At 62.7% G+C, this 18,086-nt stretch carries 10 protein-coding genes; 8 read left to right on the forward strand and 2 right to left on the reverse strand.

The genetic code is table 11. The annotated features are described in order from the left end of the window. Positions 1–260: 260 nt before the first annotated feature. Complete coding sequence (locus tag AAFO90_RS09260; protein ID WP_347509231.1) at positions 261–2,144, forward strand: methyl-accepting chemotaxis protein; 1,884 nt, start codon at positions 261–263, stop codon at positions 2,142–2,144. A gap of 177 nt (positions 2,145–2,321) precedes the next feature. On the opposite strand, the gene AAFO90_RS09265 is transcribed toward AAFO90_RS09260, so the two are convergent. Continuing rightward, on the reverse strand, positions 2,322–4,538 hold the full coding sequence (locus AAFO90_RS09265; protein WP_347509232.1) for an NADP-dependent isocitrate dehydrogenase: 2,217 nt from the start codon (positions 4,536–4,538) through the stop codon (positions 2,322–2,324). 399 nt (positions 4,539–4,937) lie between these two features. On the opposite strand from AAFO90_RS09265, the gene AAFO90_RS09270 reads away from it, so the two are divergent. Together AAFO90_RS09270 and AAFO90_RS09275 are read left to right on the forward strand one after the other, a co-directional pair. Beyond that, the gene (locus AAFO90_RS09270; RefSeq protein ID WP_347509233.1) at positions 4,938–6,098 is read left to right on the forward strand and encodes a DNA repair exonuclease; all 1,161 of its coding nucleotides are present in this window, start codon (positions 4,938–4,940) and stop codon (positions 6,096–6,098) included. Beyond that, complete coding sequence (locus tag AAFO90_RS09275) at positions 6,095–8,722, forward strand: AAA family ATPase (RefSeq protein WP_347509234.1); 2,628 nt, start codon at positions 6,095–6,097, stop codon at positions 8,720–8,722. Before AAFO90_RS09270 ends, AAFO90_RS09275 begins: the two co-directional genes overlap by 4 nt. 30 nt (positions 8,723–8,752) lie before the next feature. Here the strand turns inward: AAFO90_RS09275 and AAFO90_RS09280 are convergent, their stop codons facing one another. Then, on the reverse strand, positions 8,753–9,193 hold the full coding sequence (locus AAFO90_RS09280; RefSeq protein WP_274837496.1) for an SH3 domain-containing protein: 441 nt from the start codon (positions 9,191–9,193) through the stop codon (positions 8,753–8,755). Positions 9,194–9,507: 314 nt separating this feature from the next. Here AAFO90_RS09280 and AAFO90_RS09285 point away from each other — a divergent pair, with 314 nt between their 5' ends. The 5 genes from AAFO90_RS09285 (at position 9,508) to AAFO90_RS09305 (ending at position 18,044) form a co-directional block, all read left to right on the forward strand. Beyond that, positions 9,508–10,494 (forward strand): D-glycerate dehydrogenase, encoded by a 987-nt coding sequence (locus tag AAFO90_RS09285; RefSeq protein ID WP_065273552.1) that lies wholly within the window; start codon positions 9,508–9,510, stop codon positions 10,492–10,494. A gap of 80 nt (positions 10,495–10,574) precedes the next feature. Continuing rightward, positions 10,575–12,365, forward strand: a complete 1,791-nt coding sequence (ggt, locus tag AAFO90_RS09290; RefSeq protein ID WP_347509235.1) for a gamma-glutamyltransferase — start codon at positions 10,575–10,577, stop codon at positions 12,363–12,365. Positions 12,366–12,495: 130 nt separating this feature from the next. Continuing rightward, the gene (locus AAFO90_RS09295) at positions 12,496–13,899 is read left to right on the forward strand and encodes an FAD-linked oxidase C-terminal domain-containing protein (protein WP_347509236.1); all 1,404 of its coding nucleotides are present in this window, start codon (positions 12,496–12,498) and stop codon (positions 13,897–13,899) included. A 227-nt stretch (positions 13,900–14,126) separates the two neighbouring features. Next, on the forward strand, positions 14,127–16,634 hold the full coding sequence (locus AAFO90_RS09300) for an FAD-dependent oxidoreductase (RefSeq protein WP_347509237.1): 2,508 nt from the start codon (positions 14,127–14,129) through the stop codon (positions 16,632–16,634). Positions 16,635–16,805: 171 nt separating this feature from the next. Then, positions 16,806–18,044 (forward strand): PQQ-dependent sugar dehydrogenase, encoded by a 1,239-nt coding sequence (locus tag AAFO90_RS09305; protein ID WP_347509238.1) that lies wholly within the window; start codon positions 16,806–16,808, stop codon positions 18,042–18,044. Positions 18,045–18,086: the final 42 nt, after the last annotated feature.

Here is an 18,086-nt window from a genome sequence, read left to right on the forward strand (position 1 = left end):
CGGTCTCAGTTTTGATGACCGCGATAGCTTGTGTTTTCCTTGCAGTGTTCGTGGCTTACGCAGACTCTCTTGGCAGAGTCCCGTGTCGGAATAGTGAAAACCTGGGATGGTTTTCCGGCTGGTTTCCTGAGGTATTTGGCCGAATTTCGTGCGCTTTCAGGGCCGCGTTGGCTAAAACCACCGACGTTAATCTAAGAGAAAATTAGGGAAGTATCTCTAACCTTGCATGTAAATGAGCGTCACTAAAGGACCAGTCTACTATGCCTACGTCTCTCTACCGATTGCCGGCCCGTATCTATGCGCTGGCAGGATTGGGGGTCGCCCTTGCCGCCGCTTTGACCTTTGTGCTCCTGACCCGCGCTGTCGACAATGCCTACGAGATGCGGGAAAAAGAACTCGACAGCCTGACCGATGCCATGGTCAGCGTGCTGGCCGATCTGGAGGCGCAGGTACAAGCAGGTTCCCTGACCCCGGAAGAGGCCCAGGAACGCGGGATCGCCGCGGTTGAGACGCCGCGCTTTGGCACGGCGGGATATTTCTTTGCGCTGAACCGGCAGAATTACATGGTCGCCCATCCGGTCGCCAAGCAGCTGATCGGCAAGGATCAGACCATGTTCGAAGACGTCAATGGCGTCCTTGTGTTTCAGGAATTCCAGAAGATCGCGGATTCGACGGGCCACGGTCCGCTCATTTTCCACTTCAACAAGCCTGACTCGGACATCCCTGAGGCAAAGATGGGCTATGTGAAGCTGTTCGAGCCCTGGGGCTGGATCGTCGGTACTGGCGCCTATGTAGCCGATATCGAGGCGGATGTTGCCGCCATGCGCAATTCTGCCCTGATCGCGTTGGTGATCGGACTGGCAGCCATGGGGGTTGCAGCTTTCTTCCTGGCGCGCAGCGTGATCAAGCCGGTTGAACGGATCAAAGACCGTATGCAGTCCATGGCCGAGGGGGACACCAGTGCCGAGATTCCGGGATTGGCGAGCCACAGCGAGATAGGCGATATGGCGCGCACGCTGGACGTGTTCCGTACCTCTCTGATCCGCCAGAAAGAACTGGAAGCAGAACAGAAAGAGCGCGACCAGGCTCAGGCTCAGGTGGTACAGACTTTGACCAGCCGCCTGTCGGTTCTCGCGAATGGCGATCTGACCGTGCGTATCGACAGCGCCTTCCCCGAGGACTACGAACAGCTGCGTATCGACTTCAACCGGACGGTCGAAAACCTCAGCGATACGGTGTCGAAAGTGGTGGAATCCGCTTCCAGCATTCGCAACGGCGCGGCTGAGATCAGCCAGTCCTCGGACGATCTATCGCACCGCACCGAAAGCCAGGCCGCAACGCTCGAAGAAACCGCTGCTGCGCTGGATGAGTTGACAGCATCCGTCAAATCCGCTGCCGAAGGCGCACGTAGCGTCGAAAACATCATGGATGAGGCCAAGCAGGAAGCCGAAAACAGCGGCGTCGTGGTGCAAAGCGCGGTCTCGGCGATGACCGAGATCGAGCAATCCTCGACCCATATCGCCCAGATCATCAGTGTCATCGACGACATCGCCTTCCAGACCAATCTCCTGGCGCTCAACGCCGGCGTCGAAGCCGCCCGTGCAGGCGAAGCAGGCCGTGGTTTTGCCGTGGTTGCCTCCGAAGTGCGCGCCCTGGCGCAGCGGTCCTCGGATGCGGCGATGGAGATCAAGACCCTGATCGGCGACAGCTCGAAACAGGTGGAACGTGGCGTGGATCTTGTCGGCAAGGCCGGGGAGGCGCTGCAGAATATTGTGCAACGGGTCAACCACATCTCGAAACTGGTGACCGATATCGCCGAGGGCGCGGCCGAGCAATCGACCGGTCTGGGTGAAATCAACACCGGTGTGGTGCAGCTGGATCAGGTGACCCAGCAAAACGCCGCCATGGTGGAAGAGGCCACCGCTGCGGGTCACATGCTGAACAGCGACGCCACTAAGCTGGCCGAACTGGTCGCACACTTCAAGATCACGGGCGGCAGCAATATCACCGCAATGCCGCAGCCTTCGGCACCCATCGCACCGACGGCTCATGGCGAAGATGATTGGGATCTGGACGAGATCACTCCGACCCCTGTCGCCGCAACGGACGGAAACGCCGCCATCGACAAGTGGCAGGACTTCTAAGGGATCGCGATCCCTGTCTCTGAGCGGGAGATCCGTGCCTTTATAAACTGGTTTTCCCGCTCACGTGGCGCGCAAGGCTCAGAACAATGACTAAAGAAAACGCCCGGCAGGATCTGCCGGGCGTTCTTGTATTGCTGTGCCTTTGAGCGGGGACGGACGCCCCCGCTGTTCCGGACCTTAGCCGATGATCGCGTTCAGCGTTGCGCTGGGGCGCATCACGGCTGCTTTTTTCGCCGCCTCGGGGTGGTAGTAGCCGCCGATGTCCGCCGGGGTGCCCTGGGCAGCAGCGAATTCAGCCAGGATCTGCTCTTCCTTGGAGGCCAGAGCTTCGGCGATCGGCTTGAATTCGGCTGCCAGATCCGCATCCTCGGTCTGCGCGGCCAGGGCTTCGGCCCAGTAGCGTGCGAACCAGTAGTGGCTGTCGCGGTTGTCCGGTTCACCCACTTTGCGCGAAGGCGACTTGTTGTTGTCCAGAATGCCCTGGGTCGCTACTTCGGCTGCGCTGCCCAGGACGCCGGCTTTGGCGTTGCCTTTGGCATCGGCAAGGAAGTTCAGCGACTCGCCCAATGCGCAGAATTCACCCATCGAATCCCAGCGCAGGTGGCTTTCTTCGACCAGCTGCTGCACGTGTTTCGGAGCCGAACCACCGGCGCCGGTTTCGAACAACCCGCCGCCGTTCATCAGCTTCACGATCGACAGCATCTTGGCCGAGGTGCCCAGTTCCAGGATCGGGAACAGGTCGGTCAGGTAGTCGCGCAGCACGTTGCCGGTGATGGCGATGCTGTCCTTGCCTGCGGTGATGGTGTCCAGCGACTGGCGGGTCGCTTCGCGCGGGGCCATGATCATGAACTTGTCGGCCACGCCAGCAGCGTCCAGCGCCGGTTTGACGTATTTGATCAGCTCGGCGTCATGGGCGCGGTTTGCGTCCAGCCAGAAGATCGCTTCCGAGCCGGTCAGGCGCTGACGGTCCATCGCCAGTTGGATCCAGTTCTCGATCGGTGCCTTGTTGACGGTGCATGCGCGCCAGATGTCACCGGCCTCCACGTCGTGGCTGTGCAGGGTTTCGCCATTGGCCAGCACGATGCGGATGGTGCCGTCTGCCGGGGCTTCAAAGGTAGTGGGGTGGCTGCCGTATTCTTCGGCTTTCTGCGCCATCAGGCCGACGTTGGCGACAGAACCCGCCTTGGTCACGTCGAGCGCGCCGTTTTCTTTGAAGTAGTTGATCGTCTCATCATAGACGGTCGCATAGCAGTTGTCGGGGATCACGCAGTTGGTGTCGCCCTTGTTGCCTGCTTCGTCCCAGCCTTTGCCGCCAGCACGGATGACCGCAGGCATGGAGGCGTCGATGATCACATCCGACGGCACGTGCAGGTTGGTGATGCCCTTGTCGCTGTCGACCATGTACATGGAAGGACGGTCGAGCGCTGCGATCTCGGATTTGATCTCAGCCGCGTTGGGCAGCGTGTCGATGGCGGCCAGAACAGCGCCCAGACCCGAGTTCGGCGAACCACCGGCAGCTGCGATCGCCGCGCCGTGCTTGTCCCAGACCGGACCCAGCCAGGCTTTGACAGCGTGGCCAAAGATGATCGGGTCCGAGACCTTCATCATGGTCGCCTTCATGTGCAGCGAGAACATGGTGCCGTCGGCCTTGGTGTCCTCAATGGCATCGGCCAGGAAGGAGGACAGTGCCTTGGCGGACATGAAGGTCGCGTCGGTCACGGTGCCTTCGCCCAGCGCCCAGCCGTCTTTCAGCACGGTGACAGAGCCGTCCTTGGCGACGAATTCGATTTTCGCGTCACCGGCCTGTGCGGCGGTGATGGTCGCGGATTTTTCGTTCGCGTAGAAATCGTTGCCCGGCATCGAGGAGACTTTGGTCTTGCTGTCTGCCGACCATGTGCCCATCGAATGCGGGTTGTTCTGGGCGTAGTTCTTCACCGCCTTGGCCGAACGACGGTCCGAGTTGCCTTCACGCAGGACCGGGTTCACGGCAGAGCCTTTGAGGGTATCGTAACGCGAACGGATCGCCTTTTCGGCGTCACTCTGCGGGTCTTCGGGGTAGTTCGGGATGTCATAGCCCTGCGCCTGCAGTTCGGCGATGGCAGCGGTCAGCTGCGGCACCGAAGCAGAGATGTTCGGCAGCTTGATGACATTGGCGTCGGGGGTTTTGACCAGCTCACCGAGGGCCGCCAGATCGTCGCTCTGGCGCTGCTCTTCGCTCAGACCTTCGGGGAAGGTCGCGATGATGCGGCCGGCCAGCGAGATATCCTTGGTTCCGACAGAGACACCAGCAGCCGAGGCGAACTTGCGGATGATCGGCAGGAAGGACGCCGAGGCCAGCTCGGGCGCTTCGTCTACGATGGTATACAAAATGTCGGGGTTTGAATTTTCTGTCATATTCCACAACCTTTCAGCGATATCGGAAGCTTTGTTGACTTTGGGCGGCGGCGCTTCACCTCCCGGGTTTTGGTGATGTCCCGGGCGCGTTGCCGTACATATCGCCCCCCGTGTAAAACACGCGGCGCCGGGGCGCAATTGCCAGCTTGGATTTTCAAGGGCGCAGTTTGACGCGGGGTCGCGAATTCCCGCGGATATTGGGCTGAAACGCCCGAATGCGAGGCATTTTTCCAGTGTTCGGACGCCGGTCTGCACCAATCGTAGTGCGGAGGTTGTCGTTGGCCTGCCTTAGAATCGCGGACTTGGCCGTGCAGGCGGCAGGGCTGCAAAGCCGCGTTGACCCTGTCGGTCGGCTCTGCCACCTATGACAGTGAACACTGCCCCGGTCCGGAGACCTCAATGCCGTCCATTCGTTTCCTGCACACCTCTGATTTGCACTTAGGCAAACGGTTTGGGCGGTTCGCAGAGGAAACGCGGATGGCATTGCTGCAGGCGCGGCAGGAGATTCTGGCCCGGCTGGCAAAGCTGGCGCAGGCACATGACGCCACGCATGTGCTGATTGCCGGAGACATGTTCGACACCGAAACACCATCGGAGCGGGTGCAGCGGCAGGCCCTTGCGGCCATGGCGGCGGCGCCGGAGCTGCAATGGTGGATCATACCGGGCAACCACGACAGCGGCGCGGCAGAACCGCTATGGGCGTCGCTGCGCAGTCATTTGCCGGAAAATGTGCATCTGCTGATGACGGCCGAGCCTGTGCAGATGGCGCCCGGGGTCATGTTGCTGCCCGCGCCCTGTAGCCATCGGTTTCCGGGGCAGGACCTGACCGCCTGGATGGACGAATGTGAAACCGGGGAAAACGCGCTGCGGATCGGTCTGGCCCATGGCGGGGTGCTGGAATTTGGCAGCAGTGCGGCAGGCGGCGGCGACAGCGCCGAGACGATCTCGCCCCAGCGGGCGCAGGCGGCGCGGCTGGATTATCTGGCGCTTGGCGACTGGCATGGCCGGTTCGAGGTTAATCCGCGCACGCAGTACAGCGGCAGCCCCGAACCGGACCGGTTCAAACACGCTGGGCGTGGCCAGTGCCTGCTGGTCGAGCTTGCAGGTGCTGGGCAAGCGCCGCTGGTGCAGCCCATTGAAACCGGTCAGTACCATTGGCAGGAGGTGGCGCTGGACCTGACGCCTGAAACAGATCCAGAGGCGGCGATCACGGGCCTGTTGCCGCCGGAGCGGGCCGACTGGCGGTATCATCTCATGTTGATGCGGGCGTCGGGCTGGGTGACGCCGCCGCAGCGACTGGCGCTGGAACAGGCGGTGGCGCGCTATGCGCCGGAGTTCTGCCACCTGGAGCTGGATCTGTCTGCAGTGGGCACCGAACATCAGGCCGGGGATCTGGATCTTATCGCCCGGGGCGGCGCGCTGCGGGTTGCCGCGCAAGAGCTGATGCAGGCCGCCGAGGATCCGGCCCTTGCCGAACAGGACCGCAAGGTGGCCAGCGCAGCGCTCAACCGGCTTTTTGCTTATACGCAGGATGATGGCGACGGGGGAGAGCGCGCATGAAACTCTGCTCCATCCGGCTGGAGAACCTGCGCCGTTTTACCGATCCGGTGGAAATCACCGGTATCGGGCCGGGGCTGAACGTCCTGGCAGCCCCGAACGAACAAGGCAAATCCACTATCTTTGATGCGCTTCACGCGCTGTTTTTCAAGGACGCTAAGGCTTGGGACAAGGAAATCCGCGGGCTGGTGCCGCATGCGGGCGGCGATCCCCGGGTCGAAGTCGAAGTGGACCATGAAGGCGCTCGCTATCGCATCGCCAAACAGTTCTTCAAGACCTCTGGAAAAGGCGAGGTGCGGATCTGGCGCGAGGGGACGCTGCTGCATCAGGCCGACGCGGCAGAGGCCTGGCTGAAGGCGCTGATCAAACCGCCCAAGGAGGATGGCCCGTCGGGACTGTTGTGGGTGCGGCAGGGGTTGACCTCGTTCGAGGATGCCAAGGAAACGCTATCCGCGCGGCGGGATCTTTTGTCCTCGGTCGCGGGTGAGGTCGAGATGGTGACCGGCGGCCAGCGCATGGATGCGATCCGGCGGCAGGTGCGCGAGGCGCTGGATCAATTGGTGACCACGCGCGGCGCCCGCAAAGGCGGTGCGCTGGATCTGGCCGAACGCGCCGTTGCCGATCTGGTGCAGCGCCGGGATCAGCTGAGCGCGCAGGTGCAGGAGCTGCGACAGCTTCTGGATCAGCGGCGGGCTCTTCAGGTCGAGCAGGCGGCGCTGAATGACCCGGAAGAACGCGCAGAACTGCAGGCGCGGCTTGAGGCGGCAGAGGCTGCGATGGAGGCCGCCAACCGGCATCACGAGCAGCTGGCGCAGGCCTCCCACGCGGTGCAGCTGGCGGAAACCGTGCTGGAAAACCATCAGCGCAAGATCGCGGAGCTGACCGCGCGGCTGGAGGAGGCGAGCGCCGCAGAGGCAGCCGTGGCCGAGACATCAGAGGCCGCAGCACGAGCGCACGTCACGTTCGATGCGCAAGAAGAGAAAAAGCGGCATCTGACCGAGGCGGCCACACAGGCCCGCGCGGGCGCGAAAAAGGCGCGGGCCGCTCTGGACGCTGTGCTGCAGGCGATTTCAGTGGCGCAGGCAGAGGGGCTGCGCCGCGATCTGAGCGACCGGCTGAAACAGGCGCGGGCGCAGGCAGAACAGATCGACAGGCTGGCCAAGGCTGCCGCATGCGGACCTGATGAAGCGGTGTTGCGCAGGATCGAGGCTGCACGCGAGGCGTATAATCTGGCCCGGCGGGCGCAGGAGGCAACCGCGACAGCGGTGACCGTGCACTACCAGGCGGGTCAGGAGGGCGGCATCCACTTGGAAGGCGCCGGGGTTCCGGACGGGAAGCGGTTGCCGCTTCCGGGCGGTGGGCGGCTGGTTGTGCCGGGGGTAGCAGAGATTGACATCCATCCGGGTCAGGCTGGTGGCGCCGAGGCGCTGGAGCAGGCACAGGCCGCGCTGACGCAGCTCTTGGAGCAGGCCGGTTGCACCAGCGTCGAGGAGGCCCGCACGCAGCACAAGGCACGGCAGGAGGCGCAACAGCAGCGGCAGGAGGCGCAGACCCTGTTGAAGGTACTCGCCCCGGATGGGATCAAGGCGCTGATCGACCAGCTGGAGGCGCTTCCACAGGCACCTGAGGCAGGCGCGCAGGACGAAAGCACGACTCCCCTGCCGGACCGGGCAGAGGCCGAAGCTGCCTTCCGCGCCGCCGAGCAGAAGGCCGAGGCGGCGGAAAACGCGCTAGATGCCATTCGCAGCGCGGCAGCAGACTCCCGTCTGGCGATGGAGAACGCCTCGGCACGCGCAGATGCAGCGGTGCAGCGGCTGGACCGCGCTCTTGCTGTCATCGAAGGGCAGGAACAGGCGGCAGAGGCGCTGCAGCGCCTGTCGGAAGACCTGCCCGCCCTGCAGCAGAACCTGTCACAGACCAAGGCCACCGAAACCGCCCTGCGCCAGGCCGCACCGGACCCGGCGCAGACCCGTGCCATTCTGCAGCGGGCACAATCGGCGCAGGAGGCCGCACGCCAGCGGGCGCAGGAGGTGGCGCGGGATCTGGCGGTGCTGGAAACTCGGATCGCCACCCATGCCAGCGCCGCAGTCGAGGAGGAGCTTGCTGACATCGAGGGGCAATTGGATCGGGCACAGAAGCGTCTTGCGGCGGTTAAATTCGAAGTTGCGGTGCTGCGCCGTCTTGATGTGGCACTGGAACGTGCAAGATCCGAGGCGCAGGAGCACTATATCGGGCCGGTGATGGCGGAATTGCGGCCCCTGTTGCGGATGCTCTGGCCCGAAGCGGAACTGTCGGTGGATGCCGGTAAGGTGCTGCCCGAAGAATTGCAGCGCGGCGGTGAGACGGCAGCCTTTGACAGCCTGTCCGGGGGCACGCAGGAGCAGATCGCCCTGCTGGTGCGACTGGCTTTTGCCCGGTTGCTGGCCCGTTCAGGCCATCCTGCGCCGGTCATTCTGGACGATGCGATCGTCTATACCGATGATGCGCGGATCGAGAAGATCTTTGATGCGCTGACCATGCAGGCGGATGAACTGCAGATCCTGGTGTTTTCCTGCCGTCAGAAAGCCTTTCGCGGGCTCGGGGGAACGCAACTGACGATCCGGCCCGTAGAGCCGGGCAGCCAATAGCAACCAGGACCCGCCCAAGGTTCGCTGGGGTTATTCGCGAATTTCCTCAGGGTAAACGCCCCAGATCGTGGTCTTTGGCGTCCAGCCGCTGTAGCCGCCAGCTGAGATTTCGCACCAGTCGATGGTGCATTCTCCCAGGCGCGCAACCACGCCCAGTTCAAAGGCGGCGGTCACAGGCGCTGCCTTGTCCGGTCTGGAATGCACGGTCAGCAGATCTTGCTGCACCAGCGCCATGCGTACACCTGAAATCAGTGTGTAGTGCACCCAGCCGCCGGCGTTGTCATGGTCCCGCACGCGGCGCCAGTGGCCATATTCGGCGGTCACCTCCAGAGGCATGCCGCGCCGTTTGAACACCCAGTCGATCCGGTGGGTCAGCGAGGGGCCGCGCCGGATGTTGGCCTCGGAGGCTTTCATCGAAACGAAGCGGGGCAGGGGTAGATTCGTGACCGGGCCACGCGCGTCCTTGGCCATTGCCCCATGCGCAGCTGCCACAGTCGCGCAAATGGCCACCGCAAGAAGGCGCAATTTCAAAGCCGTCATATTCACCGCCTGCTCGTTCTGTGCCGGTTCCGGCGCCGGTCCGGGGGCTGGCCTGCCGTGTCAGCCCGGTTTCTTGTCCGGTCGCGTCCGCGTGTCCATAGGTCATAGGATCAGATGATCTGGAGGGAAAGACCCGAATGTCGCGTCACTTGGACCGAGGAGGCGGAAGGGTTCTTGTGCCTGCCTGCATCCTGCGCCACGATGCCATGGAGGTGCAGGAACTGAAAAGCCATGGGAGAGCGCAAGTGGTAAGAGAACGTCTGACTGTTGTCGTTACGCGACGGTTGCCGGAACCGGTCGAAACACGGCTGAGCGAGCTGTTCAACGTGCGGCTGCGCAGCGATGACACACCGATGACGCGCAGCGAAATGGCCGAGGCGATGCAAGAGGCCGATGTGCTGGTTCCGACGGTGACCGACACCATCGACGCGGCACTTCTGGCGCAGGCAGGGCCGCGGCTGAAACTGATTGCGAATTATGGCGCCGGTGTCGATCACATTGACGTGGCCACGGCGCGGCAGCGCGGGATTCTAGTCTCCAATACGCCTGGCGTGCTAACCGATGATACGGCGGATATGACCATGGCGCTGATCATGGCGGTGGTACGCCGGATTCCCGAAGGTCTCGCCCTGATGCAAAAGGGCGAATGGGACGGCTGGGCGCCGACCGCGATGCTGGGTGGGCGGCTGGCGGGCCGTCGCCTGGGGATTCTGGGCATGGGCCGGATCGGTCAGGCCGTTGCCCGCCGGGCCAAGGCATTCGGCATGCAGATCCATTATCACAACCGCCGCCGCCTGCGCCCCGAGATCGAGGAAGAGCTGGAAGCCACCTATTGGGAGAGCCTCGATCAGATGGTCGCGCGGATGGATGTGATCTCGGTCAATTGCCCGTCCACGCCCTCGACCTTTCACCTGATGAACGCCCGGCGGCTGAAGCTGATGAAGCCGGATGCGGTGATCGTCAATACATCGCGCGGCGAGGTAATCGACGAACACGCGCTGACCCGGATGCTGCGCGCCGGAGAAATCGCCGGGGCTGGGCTGGATGTCTATGAACATGGCACCGACATCAACCCGCGCCTGCGCGAGCTGCCCAATGTGGTGTTGCTGCCGCATATGGGGTCGGCCACCATCGAAGGGCGGATCGAGATGGGCGAGAAGGTGCTGCTGAATATCAAGACATTCGAGGATGGCCATCGCCCGCCGGATCAGGTGGTTCCGGCGATGCTGTAACACAGGATTGATCTTTGCGACGCGGGCTAATGGCCCGCGTTTGCATTTTGAGGCAAGGCATTGTTTTGGAGGAGGCGATTATGAAGAAGATCTTTTTGATGTGCCTGTGCATGTCCGCAGGCACGGTGAGCGCGCAGCAGGCTGCAGATGCGGTGGCGCCGGAACCGGCTGCAAAAGGCGGGGCCGAGGCGCTGTCGCCTCAGGTGGCTTCTGCGCTCAAGTTCAAAGACGCCGGTCTGCCCGTCGAGGCGGACAACTGGATGGTGGCTGCAGCCAATCCTCACGCGGTGGAGGCCGGGGCGGCCGTGCTGCGCGCCGGGGGCACTGCGGCGGATGCCATGGTTGCGGTACAGGTGGTTCTGGGACTGGTCGAACCGCAATCCTCGGGGCTGGGCGGTGGTGCCTTTCTGGTCTGGTACGATGCGGAAACCGGCGAGATGACGACGCTGGATGGGCGTGAGACCGCGCCGCTGGCGGCCACACCGCGGCTGTTTCAGGATGACAGCGGCGCGCCGCTGAAATTCTTCGACGCTGTTGTCGGTGGCCGCTCTGTCGGCACCCCCGGCACGCCCGCGTTGCTGGAAGCAGCCCATCGCCGCTGGGGCAGGGCCAACTGGCCGTCGCTTTTCGAAGCGGGGATTTCGCTGGCCGAGGATGGGTTCGCGGTGTCGCAGCGTCTGGCTGGGCTGATCGAACGGGACGCCGAGCGCCTGTCGCGGTTTTCCGCAACCGCCGAGTATTTCCTGCCCGGGGGCATGCCGCTGAAGGCGGGAGACAGGCTGGTCAACCCGGCCTATGCCGAGGTGCTGCGGACCCTCGCAACAGAAGGCGCGGATGGGTTCTACACCGGGCCGGTTGCAGCGGATATCGTGCGCACGGTGACCGGTGCTCCGGGCAATCCCGGCGTTCTCTCCGCTGTCGATCTGGCGCTTTACCAGGTCAAGGAACGCCCGGCGGTCTGCGCCGAATACCGCGCGTTTGAGGTCTGCGGCATGGGGCCGCCGTCCTCCGGGGCGCTGACCGTGGGGCAGATCCTTGGCATGCTGGGGCAATACGATCTGGCGGCGCTGGGCGCCGAAAGCCCCGAGGCCTGGCGGTTAATCGGCGATGCCTCGCGGCTCGCCTTTGCCGATCGGGGCCGCTACATGGCGGATAGTGATTTCGTGCCGATGCCCACCAAAGGTCTGGTCGATCCCGCCTATCTGGCAGAGCGTGCGAAACTGCTGGCAGGCGACGATGCCTTGCCCGAGGTGGCGCCGGGCGCGCCGGAATTCGACCACGCGGGGCTGACGCCGCAGTGGGCCGATGATGCGTCGATCGAGTTCCCTTCGACCTCGCATATCTCGATCGTGGACCGCTATGGCAACGTGCTGTCGATGACCACCACCATCGAAAACGGCTTTGGCTCGCGGCTGATGACCAACGGCTTCTTGCTCAACAATGAGCTCACAGATTTCTCCTTCCGCACGCACCGGGATGGGGTGCCGATTGCCAACCGGTTGGAGCCGGGCAAACGGCCGCGCTCCTCAATGGCGCCCACCATCGTGACCAAGGACGGCGCGCCGGTGCTGGCCATCGGATCGCCCGGCGGCAGCCGGATCATCGGCTATGTCGCTTCCTCGATCATTGCCTGGGCTGATTGGGGCATGGATGTTCAAAAATCCGTGTCCCTGCCGCATGCCGTGAACCGGTTCGGCACCTATGATCTGGAAGAGGGCTCGGCAGCGGTTGGATTGGAAGCACCGCTCACGGACATGGGGTATAAGGTCAATGTCCGGGGGCTGAATTCAGGTCTGCACGCGATTGAGATCGGTGAACGGTTGAAAGGCGCTGCCGATCCCCGCCGCGAAGGCATTGCCCTGGGGGAGTAAATAATGCGGACCGGGGCGCGAATGGTCCATCACCGCGCCCCTTCAGCCCCACTTGCGTCTGCAGGTGTTGAGACTATATTGCCGCTCGTGTTGACGTGACAACACGAGCCTGGAGGAGAAAGGACGACCCATGGTGCAAGCCACTTCACTGCCGCGGAACGAGCCGGGGATCAAAGCCGCCATAGGCGTTCTGAAACAGACATTCGGTGACCGGCTTCAGACCGGGCAGGCCATCCGTGAACAGCATGGACACACCACCACCTGGATCGAAACCCAGGCGCCGGATGCGGTTGTCTTTCCGACCTCGACCGAAGAGGTCGCCGCCATCGTAAAGACCTGCGCCGAATATGGCGTGCCGGTCATTCCCTTTGGCACCGGAACCTCGCTAGAGGGCCATGTGAACGCTCCTGCAGGCGGCATTTCCGTGGATATGGCCCGTATGGACAAGATTCTGGCTGTTCACGCCGAGGATTTGGATGTGGTGGTGCAGCCAGGGGTGACGCGCGAGCAGCTCAACACCTTTCTGCGCGATCAGGGTCTGTTCTTTCCCATCGACCCCGGCGCCAATGCTTCGCTTGGCGGGATGGCTGCGACGCGGGCCTCGGGCACCAACGCGGTGCGCTATGGCACCATGAAAGACAACGTGCTCGCGCTTGAGGTCGTCATGGCTGACGGCGAGGTGATCCGTACCGCCCAGCGGGCCAAGAAATCCTCTGCCGGATACGATATGACCCGGCTGATGGTTGGCTCCGAAGGCACCCTTGGCCTGATCACCGAAATCACCCTGCGCCTGCAGGGCATCCCAGAGGCGATCCGCTCTGCCCGCTGCGCCTTCCGCTCGGTGGATGATGCCTGTCGCGCGGTGATGATGACCATCCAATACGGCATTCCCGTCGCCCGGATCGAAATGCTGGACGCGATGAGCGTCAGGGCCGCAAATACCTATTCCAAGCTGGACCTGCCCGAAGTGCCGCTGCTGCTGCTGGAATTCCACGGCTCCGAAGCGGGCGTAGTGGAGCAGGCCGAGATGTTCAGCTCCATCGCCGAAGAGTTCGGCGGTTTCGATTTCGAGGCGACCTCCACCGCGGAAGAGCGCAACAAGCTCTGGCAGGCGCGCCACGATATGTACTGGGCCTGCCTCGGCCTGCGCCCCGGTGCCAAGGGGATTTCAACCGATGTCTGCGTGCCGATCTCGCGGCTGGCCGAATGCGTCTCTACCGCCCGCGAAAAGGCAGAGGAAATGGGACTGATGGCGCCCATGGTCGGCCATGTAGGCGACGGCAACTTTCACGCGCTGCTGCTGATCGACATGGACAGCGCCGAGGAACGCGCCAAGGCGGATGAATACGTCGGCTGGCTCAACGATCTGGCGATTTCCATGGATGGCACCTGCACAGGTGAACATGGCATCGGGCAGGGTAAACGCCCCTATCTGACCAAGGAACTTGGCGCCGCGACCCGCTATATGGCGGCGGTCAAGGCAGCACTGGATCCGGATAATATCCTGAACCCGGGTAAGATCATTTCCGATTGATCAAAGGGGTTAAAATCATGAGCCTTTAAGGGCGGTGCGGGACAATCCTGCGCCGCCCTTTTGCGTTCGGCGCGGGGCAGGGATTCTGTCGCGTAGCGAAGATTCCGCACAGCAGGGCGCGAAAGGTCGGTTTTGTCGACTTTTGCGTCGGATGGATTTCGCGGTGATTTCAGGAATTCCGGCATACCATTGCCAAACCCTAGTCATTTCTTCCGGAGAAGCGGGATATGAAAACCCAAGTCAAAGCACTGGTTGTCGGCGGTGGCGCCGTCGGGACCTCGATCGCCTATCATCTGGCCAAGGCGGGCTGGGACGATGTGATGCTGATCGAACGGGACGAGCTGACCTCGGGCTCTACCTGGCACGCGGCCGGCCTGTTGCCGCTGTTCAACATGTCCTATGCGACCACCCACATCCACAAGTACTCGGTCGATTTTTACAAGACGCTGGAAGAAGAAACCGGGCTAAACGCCGGGTTTGCTGTGGTGGGCAACCTGCGTATGGCGCAGACGCAGGAGCGTATGGATGAATACATGCTCTATGCCTCGACCGCCGAGACCTGCGACGTCGATTACGAATGGCTGACCCCCGACCAGATCAAGGAACGCTGGCCGCTGATCGAGACCGGCGACCTGAAGGGCGCGATCTACCACACTGAGGACGGTTACATTAACCCTGCCGATGTGACCCAGGCGATGGCCAAGGGCGCCCGGCAGCGCGGTGTCGAGATCGTACGCAAACTGCAGGCCGATGCCTTCCACTGGAATGGCACCCACTGGGAAGTCACCTGCACCAAGATGGTCGAAAAGGGTGGCAACCTCGTCGAGAGCGACGAGCAGGTGGTGATCACCGCCGAGCACGTGGTGACCGCCTCCGGCAACCACGCGCAGCGCACCGCCAAGATGCTGGGTATCAAGATGCCCGCGATCCCGGTCGAGCACACCTTCATCGTCATGGACAAGGACCCTGAGTTGGTCAAATGGCGCGAAGCGGGCAACCCGGAGCACCCCGTCGTGCGTGATGCCGATAATGAATCCTATGCCCGTGAAGAGCGCGGTGGCTGGATCCTCGGCATCTATGAGCATGGCGCGCCCGCGCGGTTCGAGCATGGCGTGCCGGACAGCTTCCGCGCTGATCTGTTCCCGTTGGATCTGGACCGGATCGCCGATCAATACATGGCGATGGCAGAGCGCGTGCCCTCCTGTGCCGAAAGCGGCCTCAAGGACGATTTCAACGGCCCGATCTGCTATACGCCCGACGGCAACCCGCTGGTCGGGCCGGCGCCCGGGCTGCGCAACATGTGGCTGGCCGAAGGCTTCTCCTTCGGCATCACCGCTGCGGGCGGCACCGGCTATTACCTGGCGCAAATGATGGTCGATGGCGAGGCCGAGATCGACATGGCGTCGCTCGACCCCAAGCGGTACTCCTCCAACTGGATGACGACCGAGTTCGCCGCGCGCAAGAACGAGGAAGCTTACGAACACGTCTATATCCTGCACCACCCGGACGAAGAGCGCCCGGCCTGCCGCCCCCTGCGGACTTCGCCGGCCTATGACCGTCAGGCCGCCCGCGGTGCGCAATTCGGCTGGGTCAACGGCTGGGAACGCCCGAACTATTTCGGCCCGCTGGATGCGCCGGAGAACTTTGATCACGACGCACGTTCGTTCCGCCGTGGTGGCTGGTGGCAATACGCGGTCGAAGAGGCCAAGGCGATCCGTGAAGGCGTCGGCCTGATCGACGCGACCGCCTTTACCAAACACGTGGTCAAGGGCCCCGGTGCCACTCAGTTCCTCGACTGGTTCACCTGCAACAAGCTGCCCAAGGTAGGCCGTATCAACCTGACCTATGCGCTGACCTCGGCCGGGACCACCCGCACCGAATACACCATCGTGCGCAACGGCGAGAACAACTACTACCTCGTCTCTGCGGGCGCCTGGACCGAATATGATGCGGATTACCTGCGCAAAGCGGCCGAGGACAAGATGGAGGAGTTCGGCTATATCGAGATCCAGGACGTGACCACCCAGTGGGGCGTCTTCGCCATCGCCGGGCCGAAGTCCCGCGATGTGCTGAAAGAGGTGATCAAGGACGCCGACCCGGAGACCGCGCTCAGCAACAAACGCTTCCCCTGGCTGTCGGCCAAGCAGATCGAATTGGGCATGTGCCCGGTGAATGCGATCCGCGTGGCTTATACGGGTGAGTTGGGCTGGGAGCTGCATCACCCGATCGAGATGCAGAACTACCTGTTCGACCTCTTGGAGAAGGCAGGCGAGAAGCACGGTATGAAGCTGGTCGGCGCCCGCGCCCAGAACTGGCTGCGTCAGGAGAAGAGCTACCGCGCCTTTGGGCACGAGCTGGGCCGCGACGCGACCCCGCTTGAGGCAGACCTGCCGCGCTTTGTCGATCTGGAGAAGGATTTCTACGGCAAGGATGAAATGGTGGCCAAGGGCATCCGCTCCAAATGCTGCACCATTCTGATCGACGGTCCGACCGACACCGATCCCTGGGGTCGCGAGGCGCTTTATGCCGAGGATGGCACCCGCGTCGGGCGCCTGACCACCGGCGGCTATTCGGTGGCCTTCGAGAAGAGCATCGGCATGGGCTATGTGAAACCGGAATACGCGGTGGAAGGCACCAAGCTGAAGGTCAAGATGCTGGACCAGCTGTGGGATGCGGTCGTGACCTGCGACAGCCCCTATGATCCGAAGAACGAAAAGATCCGTGTGAACGGATAAAACAGCAAAGCCCCGGCCGCCGTGCTGGGGCTTTTTTGTTGGATTGACGGACCGGTCGCGCTTTGCTGCCGGTTGTCCTGCTTCTTTTTCCGACTACCCTTTGCGAGGTGCCGTGCATGGCTGTGGCGTCTGCGGGTTGTTGATCGAATTTGCGATTTCAGGGAGAAGAGGATGAGACAGGTTTTTGGCAGTGCAGCTTTGTGCCTGATGTTTGCTGCGTCTGCATCTGCGCAGTCCGCCCCCGGAGATCCGGACGCGATCAGGATCACCGGACCCGCCGAACACACCTATATCGACCAAGACACGGCAGATGCCGATGCGTTGCGACGGGTGCTGGACGGTATCCGTTTGCCGATGGGGTTCAGGATCGAACTCTATGCGCTGGTTCCCGGTGCCCGCCACATGGCGCTTTCCCCTGGTGGCACAGTCCTGTTCGTCGGCACACGGCGGGACAAGGTCTGGGCGGTTCTGGACCGTGACCGCGACGGCGCTGTTGATGAGGTCAAGGATTTCGCGCCCTCCCTGAGCCTTGATATCCCCAATGGCGTGGAGGTTTCTCCGGACGGTGATCTGTTCATCGCCGAGCGCAATCGGGTTTTGCGCATTGCAGGCGCCGAGGCCTTCGATCAGAACGCTGACATGGTCGCGGTGCCAATCGTGCCGCGGGGCAGCCTGATCCCCGAGGCCGAGGAAAGCTCTTATCACACGGCGCGGGTCATCAAGCTGGGGCCAGACAACAAGCTGTATATCTCGCTGGGTCAGCCTTACAACGTGGCGCCGCCGGAAAAGCTGGCGCTTTACAATGAAACCGGGATTGGCGGGATCATCCGCATGAACCGTGATGGCAGTGGGCGCGAAGTTTTCACCTATGGCGCGCGCAATTCCGTTGGGCATGACTTTCACCCGGAAACCGGAGAGCTGTGGTGGACCGACAATCAGGTCGACGGCATGGGCGACGACATTCCACCCGGCGAAATCAACCGCCAGACCGAGAAGGGTCAGCATTTCGGCTTTCCCTGGTACGGTGGCGGTTCAACCCGGACGCGCGAGTATGCGGGGCAGGAGGTTCCGGTCGAGGTGGTCATGCCTGCGGTCGAAACCATCGCCCATGCGGCTGATCTGGGCATGAGTTTCTACACCGGGGACATGCTCCCCGAAAAATACCGCAACGCGATCTTTTCGGCCCAACATGGGTCCTGGAACCGCTCCGAGCGGGTCGGCGCACGGGTGATGGTGACCTTCATCGACGCGCAGGGGAACGCGGCTATCGAACCCTTTGCCGAAGGCTGGCTGAACCAAGACGGTGAATATGATGGTCGCCCGGTGGATGTTATCCAGCACCCGGATGGCTCCATTCTGGTGTCGGATGATTTTGCCGGTGCCGTCTACCGGATTTCCTATTCCCCGTAGGCCTGCTGCCTTGTCCGACCCGATGAGAAGGCTCGCCGCTTG

Origin of the sequence: Phaeobacter sp. CAU 1743 (assembly GCF_039839315.1) — a bacterium.
GTDB classification, from domain to species: Bacteria; Pseudomonadota; Alphaproteobacteria; order Rhodobacterales; family Rhodobacteraceae; genus Phycobacter; species Phycobacter gallaeciensis_A.